The following is a 13,691-nucleotide window of genomic DNA, read 5'->3' as shown; positions in this document are numbered from 1 at the left end:
GGCGGTGGGCGGGCCGGGCGGTGACGCCGGCGGCCCGGACCGTGGTGCGGCGGAGGCCGGACGGGGCCGGGGTACGCCGGACCGGTTGGTGGGCTGGACGCCGTACATCTGCCGGGGCAGTGGCACCCGGGGTTCGGCGTCCGGAGCCGGGTCGGCCGGTGCGGGGCCCGGTCGTGGTGCCGGCGGGCGTACCGGCTGGCTCGACGCCGGCGGGTGGCCGGCCGGGGTCGGTGGGCCCGGTGCGGCCGGGCTGGGAGGCGCGGAGACCGGGTGGAGCGACGGCGGTGCCGACCCGGGCCGGGGCGTCGGGAGGGGCCGGTGCTCCTGGTGCGGGGCCGGCGGGGCGTGGCCGGGAGGGGCCGACTGGGCAGTCGGCGGCGAGGGCGCAGGCGCGGCAGCGGAGGACGGGGAGGGTGGCTGGCCGTCGGGGATCCCGAGGTACTGACGGGCGGCGCGTACGGCGGGATGCTGCTCGCCGAGCGCGGCGGGCCCGGCGGTGGCCACCCGGGTGTAGTTGCGGCGGGCCTCGTGCCGGTTGCCCAGTTCCTCGGCGACCCCGGCCAGGTCGAAGGCCAGGGCCAGCATCAGCGGATCGGCCGGGTTCCACCGCCGCTCGCCGGCCGCGTACGCCTCCTCCAGCACCCGCCGGGCGGCTGCCGGATCGTCGGCCTCCCGGTGCAACCTCGCGAGCAGGTGCGCGGTGCCCATGATCTCCGGGTGGTCCTCACCGTACGCGGGACGGGCCGAAGCGAGCGTGTCAGCGAGCAGCCGGCAGGCCGCCGACAGGTCACCGGCGGAACGCAGGGCGAGGGCCCGGCGCTGGACTGCGGCGAGGGGTGAGGGTACGGACACGCAAGCAATGCTGCCGTCTGAGCGGGGCCGGACGCTACCCGCCCGCTCCAGCCGCGTCCTGACCTGCGACGATCCGGCTCCCGTCGGCGGGTCGGGCGGCGATGTGCATGATCCATACGGGCCGTGTACAGTAATGCCCCGTGCGGCCCACCAGGGCGGCTGACCGGGGTGAGAGCCGCCGGCGCCGACACGGTAGGCTGGACGGGCAAGTCCGGGTGGCGGAATGGCAGACGCGCTAGCTTGAGGTGCTAGTGCCCGTATAGGGCGTGGGGGTTCAAGTCCCCCCTCGGACACGTACAGTTACCCCACAGTAATCAGCGTCAGGCGTAGCCTCGACGCTGATTTTGTTTTCACCGGGGTTGTAGGTGAGGGCGAGTCGTAGCTCCCGGTAGACGGTGCTCTTGTCCCTGCTGTCGGCGTCTCGCAGGGTGTTGCGGATGTCGTCGAAGCTGCCGACGAGGTGTCGGATGTTGTCCTCGGTGAGGCGGTGGGGAGCGGGTGGTTGGGCTGCCGCTGCTGTGTCGCGTTGGGCGAGGGCGGCGGCGCGTTGGGCGTTGACCTCGGCCATCCAAGCGGCGACGGTGGCGGGGTCGCCTCCGGCGTCCGTGCTGGGCAGCGGTCTGCGCCGTGGTCGCCCACCGTGCCAACCGTCGGGATCTGGTGCTGCCGATCCTGTCGAACAACCGATTCGAACACCACCTGACGGGCTATGTCGGCTCCCTGGTCCAGAGCACGCTCGCCACCGTCGAGGTCGGCGACAGGGACTTCGACGAGCTGGTAGGCCACACCTGGGCTGCAGTGATGGAGGCCAACCGCCACGCCAGGTACGACGCGGCCAAGCGATCCGCCGTGGACGAACTGGTCGAGCACGAACGCGGCCTGCGCATCAACTACGATCCCTTGTTCAACAGCCTCGTGCCCGGACGCCTGAAGTCATCGGGCTGGAGTCCATCATGGGCATGCCGGACCGGATTCTGGCCGACTCCTGCTGGGTCGACGTGGCCGACGTGCAACGCCTCGTGGAGGCGGCGGTCGCGCCCGCCGTGGCACACGTCTTCGCCGAGGTCGGCGGCCGCCCGCTGGTCGCTCACCTCACCGCCACCGCTACCGTCCGTACGCCGGAACAGGCGCACGCCCGCTGCATGGCCATCCTCGCCGACCACCCCACAGCCATCACCCCACGCCAGTACGTCATCTGCGACGCCGCGCCGTCCGATCCGGCCGATCCCGCGGGCTGGCGGGCGCCTTCGGCCACCGGCTCCGGTCGCCGTTGACGGTCGCGGATCAGGGCCGCCTATGTCCTACCCGCATTGATCCGTCACGCCGATCGCCGTCGAGATGACCATCGACGAGACCGTTCGCGCCCAGCAGCGGCATGCGACCCTGGGTCCGTCGCGCCCGCCCGGCTTCTCGCACGGCAGGAGACGGTAGGGCGTCACCGGCCGTGGGAAGGTGAAGACGCATCCAGGGGCGGCGGTCGATGGCCGGACCGGTCGTCGTCGTGCGCCACGGTGCCGCAGCCGTTCCGGGAGCGGTCCTGCGTGTCGACCATCTGCAACCTCAGGAGAGACCATGGTCCGTTCCGCGCTCCGCCGCGGCCTGCCCGCCGTCGTCGCGGCCGTGGCTGTCGTCCTGTCGGTGGGGGCCGCCGCCCCCGCCGCCCAGGCCCGGCCGGCGTCGCTGCCCTCGACGACCCGGTTCTACACGCCGCCGCCCCCGCCGGCCGCGATCAGCCAGATCGCCGACCTGGCCCGGTCCGGCCACGGACGGGACGCCCTGCTGTTGACGCGGATGGTCACCACCCCGCAGGCGGTCTGGTTCACCGGTGGCACCCCCGCGCAGGTGCGGTCGAAGGTGCGGCAGACCGTGACGGCGGCGGCCCGGCAGAACAGCGTCCCGGTGCTGGTCGCCTACAACATCCCCTTCCGGGACTGCGTCCAGTACGCCGCGGGCGGCGCCCGGAACACCGCCGAGTACTTGGCGTGGATCGACGCCTTCGCCGCCGGCATCGGCGGTCGACGTGCCGTCGTCCTGCTGGAGCCGGACAGCCTCGGCATCATCCCCTTCCACACCGACCTGTGGGGCGAGCAGGAGTGGTGCCGGCCGACGGACGCCGCCGGGAACCCGCCGCCGGGCGCCTCCTCCGCCGAGCACTTCGCCGCGCTCACCGGCGCGGTGGACCGGCTGACCCGCCAACCCCACGTCAGCCTCTACCTCGACGGCACGCACAGCGACTGGCTGGGCGTGGACGAGAGCGCGTACCGCCTGGTGAAGGCCGGCGTCCAGCGGACGCAGGGCTTCTTCCTCAACTCGGAGAACTTCCAACCCACCGAACACGAACGCAAATACGGCACCTGGATCTCGCAGTGTGTGGCGTTCGCGAACAACCCGGACGACGGCGGCTGGCGACTGGGCCGTTACGACCGCTGCGGCAGCCAGTACAGCCCCGCCGACCACACCGACTTCAGCACCTGGGTGCTGACCGACAAGTGGTACGCCGAGAACCTCGGCCGGGCGGTGCCGACGACGAGGTTCGTCATCGACACCAGCCGCAACGGCAACGGCCCCAACATGATGGGCGAGTACGCCGGTGCGCCCTACCACCAGCCGCCCGCCGTGGTCGACGCGCTGGCCGAGGGGAACTGGTGCAACCCACCCGGTCGGGGCCTCGGCCTGCGCCCGACCGCGAACACCGGCGTGCCGCTGCTGGACGCGTACCTGTGGGTGAAGCCTCCCGGCACGTCCGACGGGACCTGCGACATCGCCGGTGGCGCGCGGGCCTGGGACTTCAGCCGGTACAACCCGTGGCGGGTGACGCCGGAGCAGCAACGCCGCTTCGACCCGCTGTGGGGCGTGGTGGACCCGCCCTTCGGGCAGTGGTTCGGCGTCTCCGCCCTGGAGGTGGCCCGGCGGGCCGACCCGCCGCTGACGCACTGAGCCCGGCCCAGGTCCGGGCCGCCCGCGACACACCGCCGACCGCGCCCGTCACGTCCGGTAACGACGTGGCGGGCACGGTCGTTTCCGTGGGTTGGGTGGCCGGCGGGCAGGCCCGGTGCGGAAAAGTACGGGCGGGTGTGTCCATCACCGGGTATCCCGTTCGTCGTATGCAGGAGAGGGCCGACCGGGACCGGTCACCGGCCCCGGCCGAGGCCGTGGTGGTGGCACGATCACGACTGGAGGAACGACCATGAGGTACATGATGCTGATCTGTGAGGACGAGTCCGTCGCCTTCACCGAGGAGGAGGACCGGGCGACGATGGCGGCCATCGACGTCTGGGTGCGGGAGATGAACGACCGTAACGTCCGGGTGCAGGGCAACCGCCTGCGGCCGGTCAGCGACGCGACCGCCGTTCGGGTACGCGGCGGCGAGGTGCTCCTCGCCGACGGGCCGTTCGCCGAGGCGAAGGAGCAGATCGCCGGATACGACATCATCGACTGCGCCAACCTCGACGAGGCGATCGAGGTGGCGGCCAAGCATCCGGTGGCGGCCTTCGGCACGATCGAGGTGCGGCCGTTGCTGCCGGAGTGACGGCGCAGCCCCGCGCGACAGCACAGACCAGAGGCTCGGTGTGACGGCAGAGACGATCGGCGAAGCGGTCCGGGTGGCCGTGCAGGACACCTACCGCGAGCAGTGGGGGCGCATCGTCGCCACGGTGATCCGCCTGACCGGGGACTGGGACCTGGCCGAGGAGTGCGCCCAGGACGCCTTCGCGCAGGCCCTGGAGCGTTGGCCGCGGGACGGCGTGCCCCACCGCCCCGCGGCCTGGCTCACCACCACCGCCCGCAACCGGGCCCTGGACCGGCTGCGCCGCTCGGCGGTCGAGGCGGCCAGGCTGCGGGAGGTGGCGGTGCTCACCGAGGAGAACCTCGACGGGATCGGTGCGACATCGGACGCCAGCGGCATCACCGACGACCGGCTACGGCTGATCTTCACCTGTTGCCATCCGGCGTTGGCGCTGGAGGCCAGGGTCGCGTTGACCCTGCGCACCCTCGCCGGGCTCACCACCGCCGAGATCGCCCGCGCCTTCCTGACCAGCGAGGCGACCATGGCCAAGCGCCTGGTCCGGGCCAAACGCAAGATCCGGCACGCCGGCATCCCGTACCGGGTGCCCCCGGCGCATCTGCTGCCCGAGCGGGTCCACGGCGTGCTCGGCGTGCTGTACCTGATGTTCAACGAGGGCCACACGGCCAGCGCCGGGCCGAACCTGGTCCGGCAGGGGCTCTGCGACGAGGCGATCCGGCTGGCCCGTACCCTCGCCGGGTTGATGCCCGACGAGCCCGAGGCGCTCGGGGTGCTCGCGTTGATGCTGCTGCACCACGCCCGACGCGGGGCGCGGCTCGACGGCGCCGGTGAGCTGGTCACGCTGGAGGAGCAGGATCGCTCCCGCTGGGACCGCGCCGCGATCGCCGAAGGGCTGGCCCTGCTGGACGAGGCGATGCGGCGGGCCCGGCCCGGCCCGTACCAGATCCAGGCGGCGATCGCCGCCTGCCACGCCTCCGCGCCCCGCGCGCAGGACACCGACTGGACCCGGATCGCCGCGCTCTACCAGCGGCTGGCCGGGCTGGTGCCGTCGGCGGTGGTGCAGGTCAACCGGGCGGTGGCGGTGGCGATGGCCGAGGGACCGGCGGCCGGCCTGCGCCTGGTGGACGAGCTGACCGCCGACGCCGCCACCTATCGACTGCTGCCCGCCGTCCGGGCCGACCTGCTGCGCCGCCTGGGCCGGCACCGGGAGGCGGCGACCAGCTACCGGGAGGCGCTGGCGTTGCCGGCCAGCGAGCCGGAACGCCGCTACCTTACCCGGCGGCTGACCGAGCTGGGGGAGGAAGCGGCCGGCCCGCCGCCCGGCGTCGTCGAGCGTGGCTGAGCCTCGGTTCAGTACGGCAGGGCGCGGACCTGCCGGGCCAGCGCCTCGGTGAGGCGTACCGAGCGGCCGATCCGGTGCGCCTCCGTGAGCAGGTCCGGGCCCCAGCGGGACCAGAGCCCGGCGAGCCGGGAGGTGAGCAACACGGTCTCCACCGCGTCGTCGGCCAACGACGTGCGCAGGCCGATCGCGTGGTGTGCCGTGTGCGGGCTGCCGGAAGCGGCCTTCGCCAGCAGGTCGGCGTCGAAGTCCACCAACGCCGCGCGGCGCAACCCCGCCGGCAGGCGGCCGCCCGCGCCGAGGATGGCCGTCCCGCCCGCCGGGTCGAGGTGGGACAGTTCCCGCTCCACCTCGGCTGTCACCTCGACCGCCCGCACCCGCTCGGCATGGGTGAGCAGGAACCGGTAGTTGTCCTCCAGATCCAGCAGATTGGTCCGCTGCATCAGCTTCCAGATGATCTCCACGGGGGGCTCGGGATGCTTGGTGAGGAACGGCTGCACGTTGGCCTTGCCGTCGACCATGTTCGCGTCCCGGTCCCGGCCCTGGGGCGCGTGCAGCCCCCATGCCGTCCGGGTCAGGCGGAAGCCGACACCGTCCTTGAACAGTCGGTAGCCGAGTTCCAGATCCTCCACGCCCCAGCGGCGGAACTCCTCGTCGAAGCCGCCGACCCGCCAGAAGTCCTCGGCGCGCACGGAGCAGTTCAGCGACCAGAACAGCACCCACGGCGTGGCCAGCAACCCCAGGTCGAAGTCACCGGCGGCGAACTGCCGGTGCCTCGGGTCGGCGAAACTCGGCACGTCGCGGTACCGGGCGACGACGTCCTCGGGCAGCACCCCGTCCATCGCCTCCGCCAGGCCGGGCATCGTGCCGTCGATGTCGTAGCCCCAGGAGTAGCCGATCAGCGCGGTGCGCCGGGCCCCGGCGTGCTCGGCGAGGAGGAGTTCCAGGAAGTCCGGGGCGACGAAGGTGCCGGTGTCCAGGAAGACCAGGATCGGCGCGCGGGCCATCCGGGCGCCGGCGTTGCGCGCGGCCCCGGCCCGGAAGCCGTCGTCCGGCTGGAAGTGGTAGCGGATGGGCAGCGTGGCCGCGGCGTCGTCCACCACGGCGCGGGTGTCGTCGAACGAACCGTCGTCGGAGACGATGACCTCGAACATCTCGGTCGGCATCCGTTGCCGCGCCAGGTGCTCCAGCGTCTGGCGCAGCGTCTCGGCGCGGTTGTAGGTCGGGATGACGACCGACAGGTGCGGCTCGGTCGAGATGGGACGTGACATGGGCACCCTTCCGGTTGGGCCACCGACGACAGTCTGACGACCGGCGGTGGCCGGCACATCTCCCAGCTTGCCGTCCTGTGCCGAAGGGCGGCGACGGCGGCGAGCGCACGTACGAAGATGCGCCCCGGGCGGCCGCGCCGGCACGCTGGGGCGGAGCTTCGTCGCCCGCCTGCCGCTCGGCGCGGGCCCGGACACCGGCACTGTGGCCACCGTGTCGCCGGGCGCGTCACCCGGTCGGACTGGCGTGCCGAGCCTCCCCCACCGCCGTCGAGCAGCGCCGGGGTGGGTCCGTTGCGCGTGATCGTCCCGAGGCCACCGTTGCGGTGCCGCCGTCCCGCTGTCACCGGAGCCGACGAAAGGGTGACCCATGCCTGGCCCGATCGATCTGGTCGTACCGAACAACGGCGAGTTCAACGTCCGTAATGCGCGCGTGGACCTCGGCCCGCGGGCCGCCGGCGGCTACCTCGAATTCGGCGCCTACCTCGCCGACCAGGCCGTCTTCTGGAGCACGGCGGACCGCGTGCTCCTGCTGCCGGCCGGCTACGACCCGCTGTGGTTCGCCGACGTGCACGAGGCGCTCGGGTCGGCGCCGCCGCCGGTGGTGTCGCCGCAGCCGCGTACCGGCCGGCTGTTGAGCGACCTGATGCACGACGCGGCCGCGCTGGCCACCCTGCGCCAGGCGCTCGGCGGACGCCCGGTCCGGCTGCTGTCCTGGGGCGCGACACCGGAGTTGTTCCTGCTGGTGGAGACCATCCGGAGCTGGGGACAGCGGGTGGACGTCGACGGTGTGACCCGCGAGAACGAGTGGGCCAGCCGCTACCTCGACTCGAAGCTCAGCTGCCTGGACCTGGCCCGGGACCTCAGGATCCCGACGGCACGGTCGGTCATCGTGGCCGACCGCGACGAGTTGCGTGGCGCGCTGGCCGCGACCCTGCGCCGGCACCCGCGGGCCATCGTCAAGAGCCCGTACGGGGTGGGCGGGCAGGGATCGGCCGTGGTGGACTCCGACGACGACAGCGTCGCCGGCTTCTGGGACCGGATGCACGACGACCCCTACTTCCGTACCTACCCGTTGATCGTGCAGGAGTTCGTCGCCCACGCCCCGGGCCTGGGCTGCCCCGCGCTCGACTTCCGGGTCGTCGACGGTGGCGTCGCCGACCTCGTGCTCAGCGCGGTGACCACCACGCGGGGGCACCTCTTCCAGAGCGTCAACGTCGGGGTGGGATCGCTGCCGACCGAGGTGGCCGACCGGATCGTCCCCCTCGGCCACCGGCTCGGCGCGGCGGCCGGGGAACTGGGGTTCCGGGGCTGGCTCTGCGTGGACCTGATCGCCGGCGCGGACGGGGAGATCTACCTGAGCGAGATCAACGCCCGCCGCAGCGGCGCCATGCACTCGATCGGCCTGCTCACCGCCTGGCGGGCGGAACGGGACCTGACCCTGTCGTCGCACGACCTGAGCAGCGTCCGCGGGCCGGGTCCGGTCTCCTACCGCGACCGGGTACGACCGGCCTTCCTGCGGGCCTGGGCGGCCGGGTTGCGGGTGTACCCGACGGCGGTGCGGGGGCTCGCCTTCCCGGAACCGATGATGGCGCTGGTCGCGGCCGGCTCCAGCGCCGCCGAGGCCGAGGCCGTCGTCCGGGACGTGCTGGCGCAGATCGACTCGCCCCCGACGCGCGCCGGGACCGGGCCGGGGGCGCCCACCCCGACGAGCTGCCCGACGCCCGCGGCCGGCTCGTCCGACGAGCCGCGCGACGCCGGCGGACCGCCCGGTCAGATGGCCGCGACCGCCCGATGAGGACCGTCACGACCACCGGAGAATCTGTTAACCTCGATCGATTGCCGCGCATGTCGCCCGCGCGGATTCCGGTTCCCGGCACTGCTGCCCGCCCACACGTGGTGACACGTGTGGGCGGGGCGGGCACCGCCGGGGGCGGGCCTCGGTCGAGCCGCTGACCACCAGGAGACAAGATGGCCAACTCGCGGCGCTGTAGCGTGGTGATCCCGACCTACGACCGGGCCGACCTGCTCGCCTACACACTGGAGTCGTTGAGCCGGCAGAGCCTGCCGACCGACCGGTTCGAGGTCCTGATCGGCGACGACGGGTCCACCGACCACACCGCGTCGGTGATCGACCGGTACCGGGACCGGCTCGACCTGCACCACCTCTTCCAGGAGCACGACGGCGTCGGGGTCACCCGGGCCCGCAACCGGTGCATCCGGCGCGCGACGGGTGAGATCTGCGTGCTGCTCGACTCCGGCGTCATGGCGCACTCCGGCCTGCTCGCCGCGCACCTGGCCCGCCACGAGTCGACGCCCGACCCGCTCGCGGTCATCGGCTACGTCTACGGCTTCACCCTCGACGGCGACGACAGTGAGCTGGAGCGGATGATCGACCCGTGGGACGCCGACGCGACGATCGCCGGGTTCGCCGCCCGGGGTGAGCATCCCGACGTGCGTGACGAGTTCTACCGTCGCTACCACGACGACTTCGCCGACCTGCCGGCCCCCTGGATCATGTACTGGACATGCAACGTCTCGGCGCGTACCAGCCAACTCCGCGACGTGGGGATGTTCGACGAGAGCTTCCGCAACACCGGTGGCGACGACCTGGACCTGGCCTACCGGTTGCACTGCGACGACGCCCGCTTCGTGCTCGACCGGGCCGCCAGCGCCGTGCACTACCCGCATCCCAAGGACTTCGCGCAGAACCTGAAGAGCATGATGGTCAACTACCACTGCATGATCGAGAAGTATCGCTCCCCGGTGATGCCGTTGCTGCTGGCTGCCCCGACGATCCACCCGTTCAACATCAACGACGTGATCGCCGCGCTCCGTCTGCCGCCTGCCGCCACCCGGATGGACGGGAAGCACGCCCGGTGACGACCTGGTGGAACACCGCGCTGGCGGAGCTCGCCAAGCGGTGGAGCATCGTGAAGATCCTGCCGCGCGCCGGGATGGGGCTGGTCGTCGGCCTCGCCACGATCAACGTGCTGCTGGGTGTCCTGCCGGTGGTCTTCGTGGTCGCCACGAGCGAACTGCTCGGCCGGGTGCCCGAGGCGGTCGCCGGCGGCACGGGCTCGGCGGTCTGGCGCACCGTGCTGGCCATCTTCGCGGTGGCCGCGGCGGCCTTCGTCGGCCAGCAGATCGTCGCGCCCTTCCAGGGCTCGCTCGGCGAACTGGTGGCCCGCCGGATCGACGGGCAGATGTTCGACGAGCTGATGGCCGCCGCCCTGCGCTCCCGGGGCATCGCGCCGCTGGAGGACCAGGCGGCGCTGCAGGACCTCAGGGCGGCCGTCGCCGAGGTGCAGTACGGCTTCCAGAGCCCCGGCCAGGCCTGCGCCGGCCTGCTCGGCCTCGGCGCTCGGTACGTGCAGTTGATCGGCTATGCGGCGGTCATCGCGCTCGCGTTCGCCTGGTGGGCGGCCCTGGCCCTGGTCGTGGTGGTGCTGCTGTTCCGCTACGGCCAGCGCAACGGCATCCGCCACTACTCCCGGCTGCGCTACGCCCTCGACGGGCCCGAACGCAGGATCGACTACCTGCGTGACCTCGGCATCCAGCCGGCGGCCGGCAAGGAGATCCGCGTCTTCGGGCTCGCCGGCTGGCTGACCTCGACGCTCGAAGAGGCGTACCGGTCCTGGCTGGCTCCCCTGTGGGTAGCCCGCCGACGGCTCTATCTCTGGCCCTTCTTCCGGTACGCGGTGGTCGGGCTGGTGCTCACTGGCATGGTCTTCGCCTTCACCGGGACCGCCGCGGCCGAGCAGCTCACCCTCACCGGGTTCGCGCTGGTCATGCAGGCCAGCCTCGGTGCGCTGCGGCTGTCGGAGTTCTATCCCGAGGCGGACAACCAGATCGCCGTGGGAATGACCGCCTACGATGCCGTCGGGCGGTTCGCGGAGCGGGTCGACGCGTACCCGGCCGAGGTGCGCGACGGGGATCCGGCCCAGCCGGCCGCGGTCGCGCCGGCCGCCGTACCCGACCCGGTCGCCACGATCCACTTCGACCAGGTGTCCTTCTCCTACCCCCGGCAGGACCGGCTCGTCTTTGACCAGCTCGACCTGACGATCCCGGTGGGCCGCTGCACGGCGATCGTCGGCCTCAACGGGGCCGGCAAGACCACCCTGGTCAAGCTGCTCGCCCGGCTCTACGAGCCGACCGGCGGCGCGATCCGGGTCGACGGGGTCGACATCCGCACGTACCCGGTCGTGCAGTGGCGTCGCAAGCTCGGCGTCATCTTCCAGGACTTCGCCCGCTACGAGATCTCGGCCGCGGTGAACATCGGCTACGGCGCGATCGAGGCGGCCGACGACCGCGAGGGCATCGAGCACGCGGCCCGGGCCGCCGGCATAGCCGACGACTTGGGCCGGCTGCCCCGGGGGCTGGACACGCCGTTGACCAAGCAGACCGCCGGCGGCACCGACCTGTCCGGCGGGCAGTGGCAGCGGGTGGCGCTGGCCCGTGCCCTGTTCGCGCTGCGCCACGGCTCACCCGTCGTGGTCCTCGACGAGCCCACCGCGAGTCTCGACGTCCGCGCCGAGGCCCGGTTCTTCGACGAGTTCGCCGAACTGACCCAGGGTGCCACCACCCTGCTGATCTCACACCGCTTCTCCACCGTGCGGCAGGCCGACCACATCGTCGTGCTGACCGACGGCAAGGTCGCCGAGCAGGGCAGCCACGACGAACTGGTCGCCCTCGACGGCCGGTACGCCCGGCTGTTCCGGTTGCAGGCCGACAGGTTCACCGGCACCGCGCAGCCCGAGGAGGTGGCGACGTGATCAACGTACTCGCCGGTTGTCGGCAGCTCCTGGGCACCGCCTGGCGGATGGACCGCGCCCGCACGATCGCCTCGATCGTCCTGATGGCCTGCGGCGCGGTCGCGGCGCCCCTGCTCGCCGTCGGCCTCGGCGCGATGACCGACGCCGTGGTGGCGGGGCGCTGGCGCGACGGGGCGCTGTACGGCGTCCTGGTCGCCGTCGCGGCCATCGTCTCGCTCACCTTCAGCCACTTCGCCCACGTGCTCTACTTCGAACTGTCCGAACTCGCCGAGATCGACTTCGACCGCAAACTGATCGCCCTCTCCAACGGGGCTGTCGGCATCGCCCACCACGAGCAGGCCGAGCAGGCCGACTCGCTGACCGTCCTGCAACACGAGGGCCGCCGCTTCCGCACCGGGCTGGAGGCGCTGTTCGGCGGGGTGAGCCTGGTGCTCGCCATGGTGGTGACCGCCGTGCTGCTGGCCCGGCTGCACCCGCTGCTCCTGCTGCTGCCGCTGGCGGCGATCCCCCCGCTGTACACCGGGCGGCTGGCCGAGCGGCGGCTCGACGCGGCCAAGACCGCCAACGCCGAGTCCGTCCGCCTCTCGCTCAACCTGTTCGGCCTGGCCACCTCCTCCCGCCACGCCGGCGAGGTACGGGTCTTCCGGCTGGAGGAGCAGCTGCGCCACCGGCGTGCCGAGTTGTGGGCGAACGCCACCGCCGGGCTGCACCGGGCGCGGACCGCGGCCGCCGTTACCCAGGTGGCCGGGCAGCTGGTCTTCGCCGCCGCGTACGTGGGCGGCGTCCTGCTGATCCTGCGCGACGCCACCACCGGGCGGCACAGCGTCGGCGCGGTGGTGCTCGCCGTGGCCCTCGCCGCCCAGGTCAACCAGCAGGTCACCACGGCGGTCGCGCTGATGCAGGACCTCTACCGGATGGCCAGCACCTACCGCCGGCTGGAACAGATCAGCGCCACGGTCGCCGGGCCCGACCCGACGTCCGCCGGTCACCCCCCGCCGGAGCGGCTACGGGCCGGCATCGTCTTCGACGACGTCGAGTTCAGCTACCCCGCCAGCGACGCGGTCGCGCTGCGCGGCGTCGACCTCGCCCTGCCCGCCGGGTCCGTCGTCGCGGTCGTCGGCGAGAACGGAGCCGGCAAGACCACCCTGGTCAAGCTGCTGTGCGGCTTCTACCAGCCGACCCGGGGCCGGCTGCTGGTCGACGGCGTGGACCTGCGCGAGCTGCCCATCGAGGCCTGGCGGCAGCGGATCGCCGCCGGCTTCCAGGACTTCGTCCGCTACGAGCTGCTCGCCCGGCAGGCGGTGGGCGTGGGCGACCTGGCCCAGATCGACGACGCCGCTGCGGTGCGGGCGGCGCTGGACCGCGCCCGGGGCGCCGACCTGCTCGACCACCTGCCGGGCGGGCTGGAGACCCCGCTCGGCAAGAGGTACGCCGACGGCGCGGAACTCTCCGGTGGACAGTGGCAGAAGCTGGCGCTCGGCCGGGCGCTGATGCGCCAGACCCCGCTGCTGCTGGTGCTCGACGAGCCCACCTCGGCGCTGGATCCGGAGGCCGAGCACGGCCTGTTCGAACGGTACGCCGAACAGTCCCGCCGGGTCGCCGCGGTGACCGGTGCGATCACCGTGCTCGTCTCGCACCGGTTCTCCACCGTCCGGATGGCGGACCGGATCATCGTCGTGCGCGACGGCCGGATCGCCGAGGTGGGCAGCCACGCCGAGCTGGTCCGCGCCGGCGGCCAGTACGCCGAGCTGTACGCGCTCCAGGCCAGGGCCTACCAGTGACGGTCCGGCGCGTGCCGGCCCGGCGCCCGGTGGGCGTCGCCGCCCGCCGCCGCGCCGCCGCCGGGGTTCTCCGCCGCCGCGGGTCGGCGCAGGACGGCAAGCTGCGAGATGTGCCGGCGGAGCCCGGTCGACAGACTGGTGACCGGTGAGCCA

Annotated in this window: 10 protein-coding genes, 1 tRNA gene and 1 pseudogene; 9 read left to right on the top strand and 3 right to left on the bottom strand. The window is 72.9% G+C overall.

Annotation, left to right across the window (positions count from 1 at the left end):
- Positions 1–234 precede the first annotated feature (234 nt).
- Positions 235–852: pseudogene (locus JQN84_RS32660) on the bottom strand (tetratricopeptide repeat protein); the annotation flags it as partial.
- A 209-nt stretch (positions 853–1,061) separates the two neighbouring features.
- Here JQN84_RS32660 and JQN84_RS15175 point away from each other — a divergent pair.
- Positions 1,062–1,145 (top strand) — tRNA-Leu (locus JQN84_RS15175).
- Here JQN84_RS15175 and JQN84_RS15170 read toward each other — a convergent pair.
- Positions 1,127–1,420, bottom strand: a complete 294-nt coding sequence (locus tag JQN84_RS15170) for a hypothetical protein (RefSeq protein ID WP_239485502.1) — start codon at positions 1,418–1,420, stop codon at positions 1,127–1,129. The genes JQN84_RS15175 and JQN84_RS15170 overlap by 19 nt on opposite strands.
- Before the next feature lie 385 nt (positions 1,421–1,805).
- On the opposite strand from JQN84_RS15170, the gene JQN84_RS15165 reads away from it, so the two are divergent.
- The 4 genes from JQN84_RS15165 (at position 1,806) to JQN84_RS15150 (ending at position 5,717) form a co-directional block, all read left to right on the top strand.
- Entirely contained in the window at positions 1,806–2,126 is a 321-nt protein-coding gene (locus tag JQN84_RS15165; protein ID WP_204959046.1) for a hypothetical protein, read from the top strand.
- A gap of 298 nt (positions 2,127–2,424) precedes the next feature.
- A complete protein-coding gene (locus JQN84_RS15160; protein WP_204959045.1) occupies positions 2,425–3,789 on the top strand; it encodes a glycoside hydrolase family 6 protein in 1,365 nt (454 codons plus the stop codon).
- Between the two features lie 250 nt (positions 3,790–4,039).
- Positions 4,040–4,381 carry a YciI family protein gene (locus JQN84_RS15155; RefSeq protein WP_204959044.1) on the top strand — a complete coding sequence of 114 codons (342 nt, stop codon included), beginning with the start codon at positions 4,040–4,042 and terminating at the stop codon, positions 4,379–4,381.
- Positions 4,382–4,421: 40 nt separating this feature from the next.
- Positions 4,422–5,717 (top strand): RNA polymerase sigma factor, encoded by a 1,296-nt coding sequence (locus tag JQN84_RS15150; RefSeq protein ID WP_372445985.1) that lies wholly within the window; start codon positions 4,422–4,424, stop codon positions 5,715–5,717.
- Positions 5,718–5,725: 8 nt separating this feature from the next.
- On the opposite strand, the gene JQN84_RS15145 is transcribed toward JQN84_RS15150, so the two are convergent.
- The gene (locus JQN84_RS15145) at positions 5,726–6,985 is read right to left on the bottom strand and encodes a glycosyltransferase (protein WP_204959043.1); all 1,260 of its coding nucleotides are present in this window, start codon (positions 6,983–6,985) and stop codon (positions 5,726–5,728) included.
- 367 nt (positions 6,986–7,352) lie between these two features.
- Between JQN84_RS15145 and JQN84_RS15140 the strand changes: the two genes are divergently transcribed.
- From JQN84_RS15140 to JQN84_RS15125, 4 genes are all read left to right on the top strand, one after another.
- Positions 7,353–8,780: an ATP-grasp domain-containing protein gene (locus tag JQN84_RS15140; protein WP_204959042.1), complete on the top strand. Its 1,428-nt coding sequence runs from the start codon at positions 7,353–7,355 to the stop codon at positions 8,778–8,780.
- A gap of 173 nt (positions 8,781–8,953) precedes the next feature.
- Positions 8,954–9,865, top strand: a complete 912-nt coding sequence (locus JQN84_RS15135) for a glycosyltransferase family 2 protein (protein ID WP_204959041.1) — start codon at positions 8,954–8,956, stop codon at positions 9,863–9,865.
- A complete protein-coding gene (locus JQN84_RS15130) occupies positions 9,862–11,757 on the top strand; it encodes an ABC transporter ATP-binding protein (protein ID WP_281895994.1) in 1,896 nt (631 codons plus the stop codon). The genes JQN84_RS15135 and JQN84_RS15130 overlap by 4 nt, the downstream gene beginning before the upstream one ends.
- Complete coding sequence (locus tag JQN84_RS15125) at positions 11,754–13,538, top strand: ABC transporter ATP-binding protein (RefSeq protein ID WP_204959040.1); 1,785 nt, start codon at positions 11,754–11,756, stop codon at positions 13,536–13,538. Before JQN84_RS15130 ends, JQN84_RS15125 begins: the two co-directional genes overlap by 4 nt.
- The last annotated feature ends 153 nt before the right edge of the window (positions 13,539–13,691 follow it).

It is taken from the genome of Micromonospora humidisoli (genome assembly GCF_016900955.1).
GTDB lineage: Bacteria > Actinomycetota > Actinomycetes > Mycobacteriales > Micromonosporaceae > Micromonospora > Micromonospora wenchangensis.
This window is presented reverse-complemented; position numbering and strand designations above follow the sequence as displayed.